The sequence below is a fragment of the Rhodococcus sp. DT1 genome (genome assembly GCF_049844875.1).
Classification (GTDB): Bacteria; Actinomycetota; Actinomycetes; order Mycobacteriales; family Mycobacteriaceae; genus Rhodococcus.
The window spans coordinates 127,878-144,490 of the sequence record NZ_JBNCLW010000002.1; the positions used below are offsets into that span (position 1 = coordinate 127,878).

Sequence of the window (16,613 nt, forward strand, 5' to 3'; positions counted from 1 at the left end):
GGCCCGGTCAGCGCACGGTCCGGGCCTCGAGAAACGGCTCGATGACGGAGAGAACCTCCGGTAGCGCCGCCACCGTCGTCGCGTGGTCGAACCCACGCAGCACGGCCAGACGCGCGCCCGGGATCGAGCGCGATATCGCGCGGGTGTCGTCCACGCGCATGTGGTCCTCGGACCCGGCGACCGCGATCGTCGGAACATCGAGTGCCGCGAGGGCCTCGTCGTCGATCCCGGGCTCGAGGTCGGAGCGCCGGAAGTACGCGGCCAGCGCGAGTGGGTCGTTCGCGAGGAACGCCGCCCGCGTGGCCGCGTCCACCGGTTCCTGCCGCTGTCGTTCCCACTCGCGGACGAAACCCTCCATGCCGTCGCGCTCGAGCACGTCGACGCAGCCGCGAAAGAACATCGCGTCCATCGCCCCGCGCTGTGGTCGTGCGCTGCCGCCGAGCAGGACCAGGCCGGCGACCCGGTCCGGAGCGGCCAGGGCCAGCGCCAGCCCCGCCCTCGCGCCGAACGAGTACCCGACGTAGTGCACGCGCTCGACGTCCGCGGCGTCGAGCACGGCCAGCAGATCACCGACGATGCGATCCATCGCGTACGCGTCGGGCTCGTGCGGGGTGTCGCTGCGGCCGTGTCCACGCAGGTCCGGAAGGATCAGGCGGTACCGGTCGCCGAGCGCGCGCACGTAGCCGAAACCTCGCCACACCGAGGAGGACAGCGCGCTCCCGTGCACGAGCATCACATCGGGAGCGTTCTTCTCGTCCGAGCCGGCAATGGAGTACGAGAGATGGATTCCGTCGGCGGGGTTGGTCGTGACACTCATGTGCCCAGTGTGACCGACCGGGTGATCCCGATGTCGTCGAGGAACCGCTTGTCGTGCGAGACGACCACGAGTGCGCCCGCGAATCCGTGCAGCGCCTGCGTCAGATGATCGAGGCTCGGCAGATCCAGGTTGTTGGTCGGCTCGTCGAGCAGCAGCAGGCGGGGCGGCGGATCTGCCGCGAGGACGATCGCGAATGCGGCCCGCAGCCGTTCTCCGCCCGACAGCGCACCGACCGGCACGTCGCCGTCGCTGCCCCGGAACAGGAACCGGGCCAGTCGCGCCCTGATCTCCTGTGGTGGCAGATGAGGTGCCCGCTGTTCTGCGTTCTCCACCACCGACAGCGTGTCGTCGAAGATGTCGAGTCGCTGGGGGAGCAGCGCGAACGGCACAAGAGGGCCGGCCCCGACGATGCGGTCGAGCAGTGTCGTCTTGCCGGAACCGTTGGGGCCGCCGAGAGCGATACGTTCCGGTCCGACGATCTCGAGTGGCCCTTCCGCCACGCGACTACCCGGATGCACGGTGGTTTCCGGAAGGTCGACACGAATCTCCCGGTCGTCGCGCACGGCGTCCTGCGCGTGTGCGAGGTGCGCTCGCGCGGAGTCGAGATTCGCCTCGTGTTCACGGCGGTACCGTCCCGCCGATTCCTGAGCCTGCCGTTTACGCGCACCCATGACGATCTTCGGTTCGCGTTTCTGCTCGAACATCTTGCGTCCGTACCGTTGTCGTTGCGCGAGGGTCGCCTGCGCGGCTGCGAGATCTCGTGTTTGACGCCGGACGTCGTTGCGCGCGTCGCGCACGGCGGCACGTGCCGCCTCCTGTTCCGCAGCGACGATCTGCTCGTATTCGCTGTATCCGCAACCGAACAGCCGGAGTTGCCCGTCGCGGAGTTCGGCGATCGTGTCCATCCGGTCGAGGAGGTCGCGGTCGTGACCGGCGACGACGACGGTGCCGGCGAAACGGTCGAGGGCCTGTTGCAGTCGCGCGCGTCCCTCCGCGTCGAGATTGTTGGTGGGTTCGTCGAGCAACAGCACGTCCGGTTCGTCGAGCAACCGTGCAGTGAAGGCGAGCAGCATCGTTTCTCCCCCGGAGAGGCCACCCACGGTGCGGTCGAAGTCGCCTTCGTCGTGCACGATTCGTTCCAGACCGAGCCGGTGCACGAGTGCGAGGGCGCGCTCCTCGATGTCCCAGCGGTCGCCCACGATGCCGAAATCGCCGGCGTCTCCGACGCCGGATTCGATTCGCCGCAGGGCCCTTCGAATCTCGTCCAACCCGAGTACCGCCGCGACGGTTACCGACGGATCGAGCGTGACGTCCTGCTGGAGAAAGGCGACTCGGCCCCGGACGGTCAGCGCACCGCTCCGCGGCCGGAGGTGCCCGGCGACGAGACGGAGAAGTGTGCTTTTCCCGGTTCCGTTGCGCCCGACGAGACCGGTGCGCCCGAGTGTGAAAGTCGCGTCGAGGTTCTCGAAGACGCGGGTGCCGTCGGGATGGTCGTACGTGAGGCCGGACAGCGTGATGCCCGAGAGGGAAGACATGAGTGCTCCTGAAAGGTGGATCGATCGCGGGTGTGCCGCGTGGTCGACAACCACTACCGGAGCAACGCAGTTCTCCACTCGTTCGGTGACAGGGCCGAGTACCACGGTAGGTCGTGTGACGACGGTCGTGCAACCGAATATCGACACCCTCCCCGACGCTCCCGGCGGCGCGTACTGTCCGGCACATCGTCGAGAATTTGGGCATGATCGACGTCGTGCGTATTCGACGGCAGTGGGTTTCTGCAGGCGTGGCACCGGTCCTCGTGCTCGTGACAGCCGGATGCGGCTTGTTGGGGCCGGACCAGCCCGAGACGGTGGCCGCGGAGTTCGCATCCGCGCTCGACGCGGGCGATGTGCAGGCAGCGGCCGCGCTCACCACCGACCCGCAGGCCGCGGCCGCCGCGATCACCGGCATGTTCGACGGCCTCGGCACCAGCGATCCGGTGGTCGGCGTTGCGGGCACGGGCGACGGCAACACCTTCGACCTCGATGTCTCGTGGAATTTCGGGGAGGGACGCGACTGGGCGTACCGGACGACGGGGTCGGCTGTGGAGGACTCCGACTCGTGGAGAGTGCGCTGGGATCCGGCTGTGCTCTCCCCGGAACTCGCGCACGGGGCAGCAGTGCGTCTGGTGACCACCGCGGGTGCGCCGCCGACGATCTACGACCGGGCGGGCGGCACCCTGTTCAGCGAGCAGGTCGTCACGGTGGTGAATCTCGATGCGAACGCCGACCCCGCGGCAGTCGCACCGCTGCTCGCGCCCGTTGCGCCGACGATCACCGCAGAGTCTCTCGCCGCCGATCGGGCGAAAGCGCCCGGACAGTCGCTGACCGCGATCTCGCTGCGCGAGGACGACCTGGCTCCGATCGAGCAGCAGCTGACCGCCCTGCCCGGCGTCACGCTCGTTCCGCAATCGAGATTGCTGGTCGCAGACCGGGCGCTGGCCTCGCCGGTGTGGTCCGGCCTGGTGGAGTTGTGGGAACAGGGACAGGCCGAATCCGCGGGGTGGGTGGTCCAGCGGGTCGAGCCGGACGGGACCGCGCAGCAGGTGGCCGGCGAGACAGGGCCCGAGGCGCCCGACCTGTCCACCACGATCGATCCGCAATTGCAGATCGGGGCGGAAGCTGCGCTCGCCTCCCTCGACACTCCCGCGGTGATCGTCGGCATCGAGCCCTCGACGGGCGCCGTGCGCACGATCGCGCAGAACGCCGCCGCCGACCGCGAAGGTCCGCTCGCGCTCACCGGCCTGTATCCGCCGGGCTCGACCTTCAAGGTCGTCACCACCTCGGCCGCGCTTCAGGCCGGCCTCGCGGATCCGGACACGGTCCTGCCGTGTCCCGGAGTGGCGACGATCGAGGACCGCACGATCCCGAACGACGAGAGCTTCGATCTGGGGGCGGTGCCGTTGCACACAGCGTTCGCGTTCTCGTGCAACACCACGATGGGACAGCTCGCCGTGAACCTGCCTCCGACCGCACTGACGGACGCGGCTCGCCAGTTCGGGCTCGGCGCCGACTATGTCACGCCCGGACTTGTGACCGTCACCGGATCGGTACCGGAAACGGACACTCCCGCAGCCCTCGTCGAATCGGCGATCGGACAGGGACAGGTCACCGCGACACCCTTCGGTATGGCCCTCGTCGCGGCGGCCGTGGCGAACGGGAGCGCTCCGCTGCCGGTACTCGTCGAGGGGAGTGCGACGACCGTGGACGAGGAAATCGCTCCGGCACCGGCCGAAGTGACCGCTGCGCTGCGAACCATGATGCGCGAGACGATAACCGGCGGTACAGCAAGTATGTTGCGAGACATCCCCGATCTGACGGGTAAGACCGGGACCGCAGAGTACGGTGAAAACGACGGGGCGCACGGATGGTTCATCGGATCACGCGATAATCTGGCCTTCGCAGTGTTCGTGGCAGGGGCGAACGGTTCGGCTCCCGCAGTCGAAGCCGCCGGCAGGTGGTTGAGGGGGTAATCGGACGTGTGGCGTAATTGTGATTCGTTCGTAGGCACGCCGTGCTTGTTCCTCCTGTGGCTGAAGTGAAGGTTGGTTGTCATGGGATTTCGTGAGTGGCGGCGCAGGGGGCGGATGCGCGTGCTCGCCCTCACAGCGGTCGTCGTTCTGGTTGTCGCCGTGGCGGTCACTGCCTTCGTGGTCAACGGCTCACGGACCGACGCGCGTGGCCTGGTCGACGATTTCGTCGCCGCTCTCGACGCCCGTGACCCTGCCTCAGCGGCCTCGCTCACGTCGTACCCGAGCGCAGCAGAAAGCACCATCGGGCAGATGTTCGACGGCCTGTCCGACGGCACGGTCGACTACGAGGTCTCGCAGTTCGTCGAACTGAACAGTGAGTCCGGGTATTTCACGCTCTCCGCCGCCTGGAATTTCGGCGAGGGCATGGACTGGGGCTACCAGGTCGACGGTGCGGTCAGGAAACTCGGCGTGGGCTGGCGAGTGTCGTGGGACCCGGACATCATCGTGCCCGACCTCGGCGGCGGACGAACCGTTCACCACGTCCGCACCGACGCCGCGCCCCCGAAGATCTTCGACCGCACGGGCCGCCTCCTCATGGAGGAACAGACGATCAACGCCGTCGTGCTCGATCCCGCCGCCATGCCCGACCCCGGCGCGACCACGACCCGGCTGGCCGAGGTGCTCGCACCTGTCGCGCCGGTCATCACCGCGCAACTGATGCAGGACCGGCTCGCGAACGACCCCGGCAACCGGATCACCGCCGTCAAACTGCGGGACCAGGACTATCAGTTCCTCGGGAGCGACATCGAGTCGATCCCCGGTGTCGAAGTGATCCAGACTCCCACGCTGATCAGTGCCGATCGACGGATCTCCACGCCGTTGCTCGATACGCTGCGCTCGGCGTGGCAACTCGAACGCGACCGTACCGCGGGTTGGGCGGTCACGCTCGAAGATCCCGAGGAAGGTCCGATCCAGGTTGCGGGCTTCCAGGGGCCGCCGCCCCCGGACCTCAATGCCATGGTGGACTCGAAGGTGCAGCTTGCCGCGAAGGAAGCGGTGGTCACCACGGGAACGCCCACCGCGCTCGTCGCGATCCAGCCGTCCACGGGCGGCGTCCTCGCCGCCGACGTGAACAACTGGGCGATGGAACTCGGTCCGGTCGCGACCCACGGCATGTACCCGGCCGGAGGCACGCTCGACCCGGTCCGGTTGGCCGCCGGACTCGACAAGGGCATCGACGGCGCCGATGTGAGCTCGGAAGATCTCGCAGAGACGGCCCGCCGGCTCGGACTCGGCCTCGACGTCAGCGTGCCCGGCTTCGATTTCGAGACCAGCCAGATCGGCAATACGCGATCCGGAGTGGTGCAGTTCGCCGGATCCGGCAACGACGACGCACTGATCAGCCCCCTCGGGGCAGCTGTTCTGGCCGCATCCGTTGCGCGCGGCGAGGCTGTGGCGCCGTCGATCGTGCAGGGTCAGCCCGCGACGATCAACGACCCGGTCGACGCGTTGCCCCCGCACGTCGTCGACGCGCTGCGCGGCATGATGGCCGACAACGTACAGAAGGGACCAGCGTCCTTCCTGCGTAAGCACGCGGGACTGTCGGGAGTCGCCGCCGCGAGCGGGGACGACCGGTGGTTCTACGGCTACAGCGGCGATATCGCGTTCGCGGTATTCGTCGCCGACGCCGACGGGGGAGACCGGGCAATCAAGGTCGCGGATACATTCCTCAGCAAACTCGCGCAGCCGGACGAGGCTTTCTGACCTCGCCCGGCGACCGTCCCGGCGGAACGCCCGTCCGGGCGACCGGGGGCGGCAGGCGGTAGGTTCGGCGATCGTGACGGTTCTGGAACTGCTGCTGCTCGTGGTTGCGGGTTTCTTCGCGGGAGTGGTCGGATTCGTCACGGGGCTCGCATCATTGGTGTCGTATCCGGCACTGCTCGCCGTCGGGTTGCCGCCGGTCGCGGCGAACGTGACGAACACGGTCGCGATGGTCGGCGTCGGCGTCGGAGCGCTCACCAACTCCGTTCGTGAAGTCGTCGATACCGGGCCGCGGGTGTGGAGGTGGACGGCCTACGCCGCGTTGGGCGGCGCCATCGGAGCCGGGGTGCTGCTCGTCGCACCGGCCGGTTCGTTCGAGGCGGTCGTGCCGTATCTGGTGGCACTCGCCTCTCTCGCATTGCTGCTTCAGCCCCGTATCCGCGCTTTGGCGCGCGGCCGCGACCTGCCGCGTGCGTACGCCGCTGCGTTGTTCGTCGTGGCCGTGTACGGCGGCTACTTCGGTGCGGGCGCCGGCGTCATGATTCTGGCCGTGACCTTGATCTGTACGTCCGAGAGCATATGGCGGGCCAGCATCCTCAAGAGTTATCTGCTGGGTACCGCGAACCTCGTCGCCGCGATCGGATTCGCCGTGTTCGGGCCGGTGCACTGGCCGGCGGCCCTCGCGATGGCTCTCGGCGCGTTCGCCGGCGGCTGGTGCGGACCCCCACTGGTCGCGCGGATCCCGCCGACCGCGCTTCGCGTAGGTGTCGCGACGGCAGGATTCGGTCTCGCCGCGTGGCTCGCGCTCACGTGAACCGCGTCCGTGGCAACGCGGCGAGACCTCCGGGCGGCACTCAGTTCACGCCGTGCATCAGCTTCTTGATCCAGGGCGAACCCACGGCAAGGGCAACGCCGACCGCGATCGAGGCGCCGCCGATCCACAGGTAGTACGGCACTTCGTTGGTCTCGTCGTAGAAACCCGCCAGCGTGCCGGCCATCGCGCTGCCGAGGGCGACCGACAGATAGAACAACGCGACCATCTGTGTATGGAAGCTCTTCGGGGCGAGCTTCGTGGTCAGCGACAGGCCGACCGGCGACAGCAGCAACTCGGCAAAGGTGAAGAGCAGCAGGATGCCGACCAGGCCGAGCAGCGGGGCGCTGTTGGCACCGCCACCCGCCATCGGGATGAAGCACAGGAACGCGATGCCCATGATGATCGTGCCGGCAGCGAACTTGATCGGCGACGACGGCTGGCGCGGCCCGAGCTTGGTCCACACAGCCGCGAAGACACCGGCGAACGCGATGATGAACACCGGGTTGATGGACTGCACCCACGAGGGCGGGAACTCCCACCCGAACAGGTCGCGGTTCAGGCGGGTATCGGCGTACACCGCGACCATCGTGAACTGCTGCTGGAACAGCGACCAGAACACGGCGCTCGCCACGAACATCGGGATGAAGGACAGCACCCGGCTGCGTTCGACCGAGGTGATGTTCTTGCTCGAGAGGATGACCACGAAGTAGGTGATTGCCGCGATGACCGTCAGGGTGACGACGATGTCGGACAGACTGTTCGCGGAGATGATGCCGGTGGAGGCGAGGATCACGACCAGAACGAGCGCGGCCAGTGCGATTCCGCCGACACGCATCCGGCTTTCCGCCGGCAACGGGTTCGGCGGAACCTTGCCGATGTCACCGAGGTGCTTGCGGTAGAGCGTGTACTGCAACAGGCCGAGGAACATGCCGATCGCGGCGAGTCCGAATCCCCAGTGGAACCCGTACCGGACCTGCAGGAACCCCGTGAGCAGCGGACCGACGAGGGCGCCGATGTTGATGCCCATGTAGAAGATGGAGAATCCGGCGTCGCGGCGCTGGTCCTTCTCGTCGTAGAGGTCACCGACGATCGAGGTTGCGGTCGCTTTGAGTCCGCCACTGCCCACGGCCACGAGGATGAGGCCCACGCCGACACCGATGAAGCCCGGCAGCAGCGCGAGCGCGATGTGGCCGAACATGATCAGGATCGCGCTGTAGAACAGTGTCCGTTCGGAGCCGAGGAGACGGTCGGCGATCCATCCCCCGAGGATCGTCGACAGATAGACCGTGCCGCCGTACGCGCCGACGATCGAGGTTGCGGCGGCATTGCTGATCCCCAGACCACCCTCGGCAACCGAGTAGTACAGGTAGTAGATGAGGATGCCCTGCATGCCGTAGAAGGAGAATCGCTCCCACATCTCGACGCCGAACAGGTTGGCCAGCGCCAGAGGCTGGCCGAAAAACCTCGTATCGGATCGCGACTCCGGCACTGAAGCGGTGTCAGTCATATATCCACTGTTTCACCGTGGGACACCCTCGAGCCAATCGATCTCGAAAAATCACACAGTGGTTGTTCTCACGCGACCCGAGAATCGGACCGTCGGACCACACGGGCGAGAAGTCGCCAGCCGATCAGAGTCACGCCGAGGAAGCCGGTGGCGACGAGAATGAAGGCGGTGGCGGTTCCCTGACCGGTCGCCGCGCGGAGCAGCATGCCGCCGACAAGCGTGCTCACCCAGACGAGAAGGCCGGTGGGTGCTGCGGCGAACGCGTCGAACTTGTCGCGGTAGAGCCACGCGACGAGGAACCAGCCGACGGTCAGCCCGCCGAGGAACGGCCACGCGGTGCGTGCCAGGCCGACGAGATCGAGGACTTCTTCGTGGCTGGATCGGCCGAGGGCTGCGAACACGAGGATCAGGACCACGTCGGCAACCAGCGCGGGGGCGTACTTTTTCACGGCTTCAGGGTAGCGCCGTGGCGAACGTGTCCGAATGCACCGACGGGCGCCCCTCCGTGCGGAGGGACGCCCGAGGGCGATGGCGCGGGAGATGTCGGGGGGATCAGGCCTGCAGGCCGGCCTCGATCTCGAGGTGGAGAGTGATCTTGTCGCCGACGACGGCGCCGCCGCCCTCGAGCGGCATGTCGATGGAGATGCCGAAGTCCTTGCGGTTGATCACGGTCGTGGCGTCGAACCCGGCGACCGGGCCGTTGCCCATTCCGGCGTTGACGCCGTTGTACTCGAGGCGCAGCTCGACCGGCTTGGTGACGCCGCGGAGCGTGAAGTCGCCGTCGACGATGTAGTCGTCGCCGTCCGCGCGGACACCGGTGGAGACGAAGGTCGCGACGGGGAACTGCTCGGCGTCGAAGAAGTCGGCCGACCGGATGTGGGCGTCGCGATCGGCGTTCTTGGTGCTGATCGACGCGACGTCGATGTCGGCGCGAACCGATGCGGTGCCGTCCTCGGCGACGGTGATCGCGCCGGAGAAGCTCTCGAAGCTTCCGCGCACCTTGCTCACCATGAGGTGCCGGACGGTGAAGCCGACGTTGGAGTGGACCGGATCGAGGGCCCAGATCCCTGTGGTGAGGCCGGGAAAGGTGGTGGTGGCGGTCGTCATCGCGTTGTCTCCTCGTAGATTATTGAAACTTCAACTTGATGCGACAACCATGACACGACTTTGTTGCGCGCGCAACTACTTGGTGGCGCAGATCACAGAAGGTCGGTGTTGTCCGAGGTGTCCGCAGGCTTACGCCGCCGCGCGACGGCGCTGCGATCCTGTTCCTCACGTTCGGCGGCAGGGTCGATGTCCTCACCCGCGTTGCCCCCGCGGTACATCGCCGCGATCGTGCCCCAGCCGGTGAGCGCGACGAAACCGAAACTCACCGCGCGGTACACGAACACCGCGGCCAGCGACTGGGGAGCGGTCAGACCCGCCGCGGTGAGCGTGGCGATCAGAGTTCCGTCGACGAACCCCAGCCCGCCGGGCGCCAACGGCACGCTGCCCACCGCCTTGGCAGCGGCGAACGCGATGCACAGACCTGCGAGCGACGGGGAACCTCCCACCGCCCAGCACGCGAGACCGAGGCATGCGACATCGAAGACCCGGTGCACGGCCGACCACGCGATCGCCGCGACTGCGTCGCGTCGCGCGAGTTCGACAGCCTCGAGTTGGGCGAGCACCCGATCGAAGAGGCCGAAGCCGGTATCCGCGGGCTTTCCGGACACCCTGTTGACACGGGTGAGCACCCAGGTGCCGGCTGCCTCGATCGACGACGGGTTACGGGCGACATACCGCAGCCCGTAGAACATGGCGATGAGGCCCGCCAGCGACAGGACCAGCGTCACCGGACTGATCCGCGTGCCCACCGCGAACGCTCCCGCGACCCCGACGGAGGCCAGCGTGGCCGCCGCGATGACGCCGGATACCGCGAGCTGCCAGGACGCCACCACGGGGGTCGCGCCCCACTTGCGGGTCTGCCTGTAGGTGAACGCGGTCGAGAACACCGGGCCTGCCGGCAGCGTGACCGCCATGGCGGTACTGCCGTAGATCACCGATGCCGAGCGGAAGTGACCTACTCGCACACCGCCGGCGTGCAACAGCTGCTGCTGGACTCCCGCGAAACCGCTCAGGGAGATCATCTGAGCGGCGACACACGCTGCGAACCAGCCCCAGTGGATGCCGGTGAGCGCTTTCCAGGAATCGCTCATCGTGGGCCACAGGTAGATGGCTTCGGCGGTGAGCAACGCGATCAGAGCCGCCGCGACCAGCCATTTGATCCACAGGAAACGGCCCCGGCGCGGTGTGGCGTCGGGGCCAGAGAGGTCGTCCTGCGGCTGCGCCACGCCATTCACCGTAACCGACGCAGGTATGTAGGTGCCGCAATTAGCGTCCGCCCGTGACGTACCTCCCTGTGCTAACCCACCCGATCCGCGGAGTCGTCACCCGGACGCGGCCCGCTCGGATAATGGACGGGCGAGGCGAGCTGCGTGACCCTGCGCCGCCCGCGAAGCTGCACCTCGTCGCCGAGTTCCCAGTGCCCACGCTCGTCGTCGTCGGCGAAATAGAGTGCGCTCGACGACGCAAGAACGCGGCTCGGACGGAGCTTGGCCAGTTCCGTCAGGCGCGACGCCTCGTTGACCGGGTCGCCGATGACGGTGTATTCGAAGCGTTCGGCCGCGCCGATGTTTCCTGCCACCGCGAGTCCGGCCGAGACACCGATACCGACGTCGAGACCGGTGATGTCGTCGAGCGCGAAGCGCAGTTCGCGTGCTGCACCCAGCGCAGCGGTGGGTGCATCGGGCCGGTCGAGCGGCGCCCCGAAAATCACCAGGGCGGCGTCGCCCATGAACTTGTTGACGAAGCCGTGGTGCCGATCGACGACCTCCACCACGACCCGGAAGAACTCGTTGAGGAGATCGACGACCTCGTTGGGAGGACGCTCGGCCGCGGTGGCGGTCGACCCCACCATGTCCACGAACAGCACGGCCACGTAGCGGGTCTCACCGCCGAGTTCGGTGCCGTACTGCAGTGCCCGCCGGGCCACGTCTTCACCGACGTGCTGACCGAACAACTCGCGGAGCCGGCGGCGCTCGTCGGCCTCCGCCATCATCCGGTTGAAGCCCACTTGCAGGCGTCCGATCTCGCTGCCGTCGAACACCTCCACCTGCACGGCCGACGCGCCGCGCTGCACGCGTTCGATCGCCCAGCGCAACTGCTTGATCGGGTCGGAGATCTGCGCCGAGGTCAGCAACGACAGCACGAGGGCCAGCAGGATGGACGTGACCGCAAGCGCGAGTACCGCGTAGGCGAGTGCGTCGGACGAGAACGCGGAGTCGGTGGTGATCTGGGTGACGCACAGCAGGACGATCCCCGCGACGGGCATCAAGGTGCCCAGTCCCCACGTCATCGCGAGACGGGTGCCGACGCCCGGAGCCATGGTGCGATCGAAGTTGCCTTCGCTCAGTGCACGGGCCGCGACGGGGCGCAGAATCCGCTCGCCGAGCATGTAGGTGAACCCGAACGTGCTCGTCGCGGCCATCGCCACGGTGATCGCGACCGCGACGGCGAGGGAAGGCGTCTCCCCGGCGGTGAGGAACACGAACAAGACGCCGCCGAGCAACCACAGTCCGAGGTGCACGATCGCCTGACGCAACGGCGCGTGCAGTGCCGCCATCTGCTCGGACCGGGTGGGCGGGCCACCGCGGAGTTGCCAGCGCACCACCGAACGAAGCATCAGCGCCGCAGCGGTGAGACTCACGATGCCGGCGAAGACGAGGTACACCGCGAACACGGTGAAGTTCTGAACCCGGTCGACGGTGTCGAAGTCGTCGTCCGCGAACGGAACGCCGTAGCGCACGAAGGCGAACACCAGCATGGCGCCGAACAGGTTGGAGGCGCCCATCGAGGCCATATAGAGCGGCCAGCGACTACGCAGTGTCGCGGCGACGGCTCGATAGGACCTCAGCACGACTTCAGATCAAACCACTGTATGGACGGTCACAGCGCGTCGTGGTCACCTTCGGCACCACGGAGAGGTGAGAAGTCGCTCGGCGCGGCGGCACTTGCGGTTCCGCGATCCGGCAGGAGGCCGCGCGCTTCCGGTCGGGACGAAGAGTGTCACAGATCCTATTCTGTACGTATGGACCCGAAGGATCTGCGCGTTTCGGACGCCGAACGCGAACATGTGGGCGAGCTTCTCCAGCGAGCCGTAGGACAGGGAATGCTCTCGCTCGGCGAGTTCACCGAACGGATGGACACCGTCCTGGCAGCGAAAACGCGTGGCGATCTCAATCAGGTTCTCGTCGACCTGCCCGGCATCCAGATGCGGCCCGAGTACCTGCCGCAGGCCGCACCGGCGTTCCTGCCCCAGCAACAGGCGAGCACCGCCCCCGCGTACCCGGCGACCGGGCCGGGCGGTCCGCTCGTACTCAAGGGGCGTTTGTCGTCCCTGACCCGCAAGGGCCGGTGGGAGGTCGCGCCGGTTCTCCGGCTCGATACGTTCGCGTCCTCGGTCAACCTGGACTTCACCGAGGCGGTGATGCAGACGCAGGTCGTGCGAATCGAGGTGAACGACTCGTTCAGTTCGATCTCGATCCTGCTGCCCGCCGAAGCCACAGCCGATATCAACGGTGTCGAAACCGTCGCGTCGAGCGCCACCACGAAAGTGCGCGGCGGCGCGCCGTTCGGCCCGTTGCACGTCGTCGTGGTCGGGAAGATCTTCTGCGGCAACCTCAACGTCACACACCCGTTCGGCATGCGGCTGCGCAAGTTCATCAACGGCGCGTAGAACCCGCCCGCACCGCCGTTCCGTCCGTCCGGCTCAGGGCTGCTGCCGGCGCGCGATCAGTTCACTCACACTGATCGACCCGCCGGTGTCGGTGCCGTGCCGCCGACGGTGCGGATCGTTCGGATCGTCCGCGTGGTCGGGCTCCGAATCGGTGGGCGCCTCGGGCGACCGTTCCGTGGCACCGTTCCGTGGCACCGGCCGCTGAGGTGACTGCTGCGAATACTGCCCGGGTTGCGGGCGCTGCTGCGGGTTCGGCGGCTGCTGCGGGTACTGCCCCGCCTGCGGACGCGGCCGGGGCTGCGGGTGCTGTCTCACCGGTGGGCGCGGTCCGCCCTGCGGCTGCTGTCCCGCCGGTGGGCGCGGTTCGGCCTGCGGAAACAGCCCCGCCGGTGGGCGGGAACCCGGCTCCGGCCGCGGACCGGCTTGCGGCCGCGGTCCGGTTTCCGGCGGGCGATGCGCGTGCTGTCCCGACCCGGGAGCAGCTCGGCGCAGCTGCGACAGCCAGCTCTCGATCGCCTGCGGATCGCGTGCCCGCCCGGCACCCGTCGACGGCTCTCCGTCCTGTCGCGTTCCCTCGGCACCACCGTTCACCGGCGGGTTGCCGGCCGGATCCGGGTTCGTGGCGGACGGCCGCACGAAGTTCTGCGGCAGCGGCGGGGGAACGTCGCCCCGTCGGCGCCTGGGGAGCGGGGGCATGGCCGCCGTGGGCGGCTGGGACGCTGCCGTAGGCCGGCCCTGCGGCGGCTGTGCCTGCGCCGGGTCGACGGGAGGCGCGTCTGCGCCCCGTCGCTGCGGCATCGGCGGAAGCTGATCCGGAACCTGGCCCTGCGGTGCCCGGGGGCGCCGAGGGGGCAGCGGCGGACCCTGACGTTCGTCGCCCGCACCGGCCGGACCCTGCGGCCGGCGCTGCGGCGGCAGTTGCTGCGGGGAGCCGTGGCCCGGAGCCGCCGGCTCACCTGCGCGCGGCATCGGACGGCCGTCGACAGCCCGGTGACGCGGGTCGCCTGCCCGCTGCTGATCCGGACGGGGCCGGTGGGCCGGAGGACGAGGCACCGGGCGCCCGGGACCCTGGCGACGCGGCTGCGGCGTGAGATCGCGGAACTTGCGCTGCTCGGACGCCGGTCGCGGCGCTGCGATCTTGGGCAGCGGCTGAGTGAGGTCGGTTGCGTCGCCGAACATCCCTGCCGGGAAACGATGTGAACCGGTGGCCGAGACGGTCGCGGGACCGAACATGCCGACGGTGATGAGTTCGGGCACGTCCTCGGGCATCAGTTCGTCGGCGAGAATCGGTTCGGCGAGGCCGGCCTTCTCCTGGATCCGCTTCATCCACGCAGGTGCCCACCAGCAGTCGTCGCCGAGCAACTTCATCACTGCCGGTACCAGGAACATACGGATGACCGTCGCGTCGATGACGAGAGCGGCGATCATGCCGTAGGCGATGTACTTCATCATCACCAGTTCCGAGAACGCGAACGCACCGGTGACCACGATCAGGATCAGCGCGGCGGCGGTGATGATGCGGCCGGTGTGCGACGTGCCCACGCGAATGGATTCGGTGGTGCTCGCGCCCTGTGCCCGGGCTTCGACCATCCGGGAGAGCAGGAAGACTTCGTAGTCGGTCGACAGCCCGTACACGATCGCGATGATCAGCACGAGCACCGGAGACATGATCGGTCCCGGCGTGAAATTGAGTAGCTCTGCGCCGTTGCCGTTGATGAAGATCCAGGTGAGGATGCCGAGTGTCGAGCCGAGACCCAACGCGCTCATGAGGACGGCCTTGATCGGCAACACCAGCGATCCGAAGGCCAGGAACATCAGAATGATCGTCAGCGACACCACGACCAGCACCATCAAGGGCAGCGTGTCGAGGAGCGCGGCGATCGAATCCTGCTCGATGGCCGGCGTACCGCCGACGAGCACTTCGACGCCCTCTGGCCACTCCGCGGAGTGCAGGTAGTCGATAGTCGGAGCGGTCTCGTTGCGGTCCGTCAGACCGGCCTTCAAGACGCGCACGCCGTCCTTGGCCGGGCCCGTGATCGTGAAGTCCTCGACGAGACCCGGCGCGGCGTTCGCCGTCTCCATGATCTTGTTCAGGTCGCCGCCCTGGGCACCCTGGATCACCAGTCGCACGGGTTCGGCACGCTGTCCCGGGAACAACTCGTCGAACTGTTCCTGCGCGACGCGGGTCGGGTGGTCGGGCGGCAGGTAGGTCTCGTTGATGCCGCCGAACTTGATACCGGTCAGCGGCGTGATGAGCAGCAACAGGCCGATGACCGTCGGGATGGTCACCTTCATCGGATTGAGCATGACCCAGCGGGTGAGCCGCCCGATGTAACTGTTCTCGACCTGTTCGTTCGACTGGATCTGGCCGAACTTCTTCATGCCGAACTTGTCGATGCGCTTGCCGAGGATGCCGAGAATGGCGGGCAGCACCGTCACCGACAGCAAGGCGGCGAGAGAAATCGCAGCGATCGCGCCGTAGGAGACGGATTTGAGGAAGCCCTGCGGGAAGAGGAGCAGGCCGCCGAGGCTGGTGACCACCATCGTCGCGGAGAAGATGACGGTGCGCCCGGCCGTCATGACGGTGCGCCGGACGGCCGCGGGGGTGTCGTAGCCCTCGGCCAGTTCTTCTCGGAAACGGGACACCATGAACAGGCCGTAGTCGATCGCCAGACCCAGTCCGATCAGCGAGACGACGGGCGCGACGAACGAGTTGACCTCGGTGAAATTGGTGATCAGCCGCACGACGCCGTTTGCGGCGACGATCGTCAGACCACCGGTGATCAGCGGCAGCGCTGCCGCGATGACGCCACCGAACACGAAGAACAGGAGGATGCCGACGGCCGGGATCGCCAGGATCTCCATGCGCTTGATGTCGTTGGCCATCGTGTCGTTGAGCGCGCCGGAGATGGGCTGCAGACCGGCGAGCTGGACGTCGACACCGTCGATGTAGAACTTGTCCTTGATGTCGCGGAAGTTCCCGGTCAGCTCCGTGTCGTTCGCGCCGGCGATGGCGACCGACGCGAGGGCGTGCTGACGTGACTCGTCGGCCAGGCTCGGCAGCGACGGCGCGGTCTCGGTGGGCCAGTACGCACCGTTGATCTTGAGAATGTGTTCGGGATTTTCGGAAACCAGAGCGTTGAGGTTGTCGGTGACCTTCGCGGCGAACTCCGGGTCGTCGACGGTCTTGCCCTCGGGCGCGGTGTACAGAACCAGCACGTCACCGTTGGTGTCGCGGCCGAACGTGCCGTCTGCCAGCTTCGCCGCGGCGACGGACTGTGAGCCGGGATCGTCCCAGCCGCTCTGGCTGAGATGGTCGTTCAGGCTCAGTCCGTACCCGGCGAGCCCGAGCAGCGCCGCCACCATCACCGCAATGACGGTGAAGCGCGCGCGATAGACGAGCGTTCCCCAACGGTCGAACACTAG

12 protein-coding genes are annotated in these 16,613 nt (G+C 67.7%); 4 read left to right on the forward strand and 8 right to left on the reverse strand.

The genetic code is table 11. The annotated features are described in order from the left end of the window. Window positions 1–7: 7 nt before the first annotated feature. Both ACLQ3J_RS04920 and ACLQ3J_RS04925 read right to left on the reverse strand, forming a co-directional pair. Window positions 8–817 carry an alpha/beta fold hydrolase gene (locus tag ACLQ3J_RS04920; RefSeq protein ID WP_425902353.1) on the reverse strand — a complete coding sequence of 270 codons (810 nt, stop codon included), beginning with the start codon at window positions 815–817 and terminating at the stop codon, window positions 8–10. Next, window positions 814–2,352: an ABC-F family ATP-binding cassette domain-containing protein gene (locus tag ACLQ3J_RS04925; RefSeq protein WP_425902355.1), complete on the reverse strand. Its 1,539-nt coding sequence runs from the start codon at window positions 2,350–2,352 to the stop codon at window positions 814–816. Before ACLQ3J_RS04925 ends, ACLQ3J_RS04920 begins: the two co-directional genes overlap by 4 nt. A gap of 203 nt (window positions 2,353–2,555) precedes the next feature. Between ACLQ3J_RS04925 and ACLQ3J_RS04930 the strand changes: the two genes are divergently transcribed. From ACLQ3J_RS04930 to ACLQ3J_RS04940, 3 genes are all read left to right on the forward strand, one after another. Beyond that, on the forward strand, window positions 2,556–4,328 hold the full coding sequence (locus tag ACLQ3J_RS04930) for a penicillin-binding transpeptidase domain-containing protein (RefSeq protein WP_425902357.1): 1,773 nt from the start codon (window positions 2,556–2,558) through the stop codon (window positions 4,326–4,328). Between the two features lie 114 nt (window positions 4,329–4,442). Beyond that, entirely contained in the window at window positions 4,443–6,092 is a 1,650-nt protein-coding gene (locus tag ACLQ3J_RS04935) for an NTF2-like N-terminal transpeptidase domain-containing protein (protein WP_425902740.1), read from the forward strand. 73 nt (window positions 6,093–6,165) lie between these two features. Next, a complete protein-coding gene (locus tag ACLQ3J_RS04940; protein ID WP_296550737.1) occupies window positions 6,166–6,903 on the forward strand; it encodes a sulfite exporter TauE/SafE family protein in 738 nt (245 codons plus the stop codon). 40 nt (window positions 6,904–6,943) lie between these two features. Here ACLQ3J_RS04940 and ACLQ3J_RS04945 read toward each other — a convergent pair whose 3' ends face one another. From ACLQ3J_RS04945 to ACLQ3J_RS04965, 5 genes are all read right to left on the reverse strand, one after another. Beyond that, window positions 6,944–8,410, reverse strand: coding sequence for a peptide MFS transporter (locus ACLQ3J_RS04945; RefSeq protein ID WP_169651483.1), 1,467 nt, complete (start codon window positions 8,408–8,410; stop codon window positions 6,944–6,946). Window positions 8,411–8,478: 68 nt separating this feature from the next. Beyond that, complete coding sequence (locus ACLQ3J_RS04950; protein WP_169622122.1) at window positions 8,479–8,859, reverse strand: DUF3054 family protein; 381 nt, start codon at window positions 8,857–8,859, stop codon at window positions 8,479–8,481. Between the two features lie 103 nt (window positions 8,860–8,962). After that, complete coding sequence (locus ACLQ3J_RS04955; RefSeq protein WP_169622123.1) at window positions 8,963–9,517, reverse strand: YceI family protein; 555 nt, start codon at window positions 9,515–9,517, stop codon at window positions 8,963–8,965. Between the two features lie 92 nt (window positions 9,518–9,609). Beyond that, window positions 9,610–10,743: a lysylphosphatidylglycerol synthase transmembrane domain-containing protein gene (locus tag ACLQ3J_RS04960; RefSeq protein WP_378528207.1), complete on the reverse strand. Its 1,134-nt coding sequence runs from the start codon at window positions 10,741–10,743 to the stop codon at window positions 9,610–9,612. Window positions 10,744–10,814: 71 nt separating this feature from the next. After that, entirely contained in the window at window positions 10,815–12,311 is a 1,497-nt protein-coding gene (locus tag ACLQ3J_RS04965) for an adenylate/guanylate cyclase domain-containing protein (protein WP_169622199.1), read from the reverse strand. Between the two features lie 228 nt (window positions 12,312–12,539). Between ACLQ3J_RS04965 and ACLQ3J_RS04970 the strand changes: the two genes are divergently transcribed. Then, a complete protein-coding gene (locus tag ACLQ3J_RS04970) occupies window positions 12,540–13,187 on the forward strand; it encodes a DUF1707 SHOCT-like domain-containing protein (protein WP_425902358.1) in 648 nt (215 codons plus the stop codon). Between the two features lie 33 nt (window positions 13,188–13,220). Here the strand turns inward: ACLQ3J_RS04970 and ACLQ3J_RS04975 are convergent, their stop codons facing one another. Further along, window positions 13,221–16,610, reverse strand: a complete 3,390-nt coding sequence (locus ACLQ3J_RS04975; protein ID WP_425902360.1) for an MMPL family transporter — start codon at window positions 16,608–16,610, stop codon at window positions 13,221–13,223. Window positions 16,611–16,613: the final 3 nt, after the last annotated feature.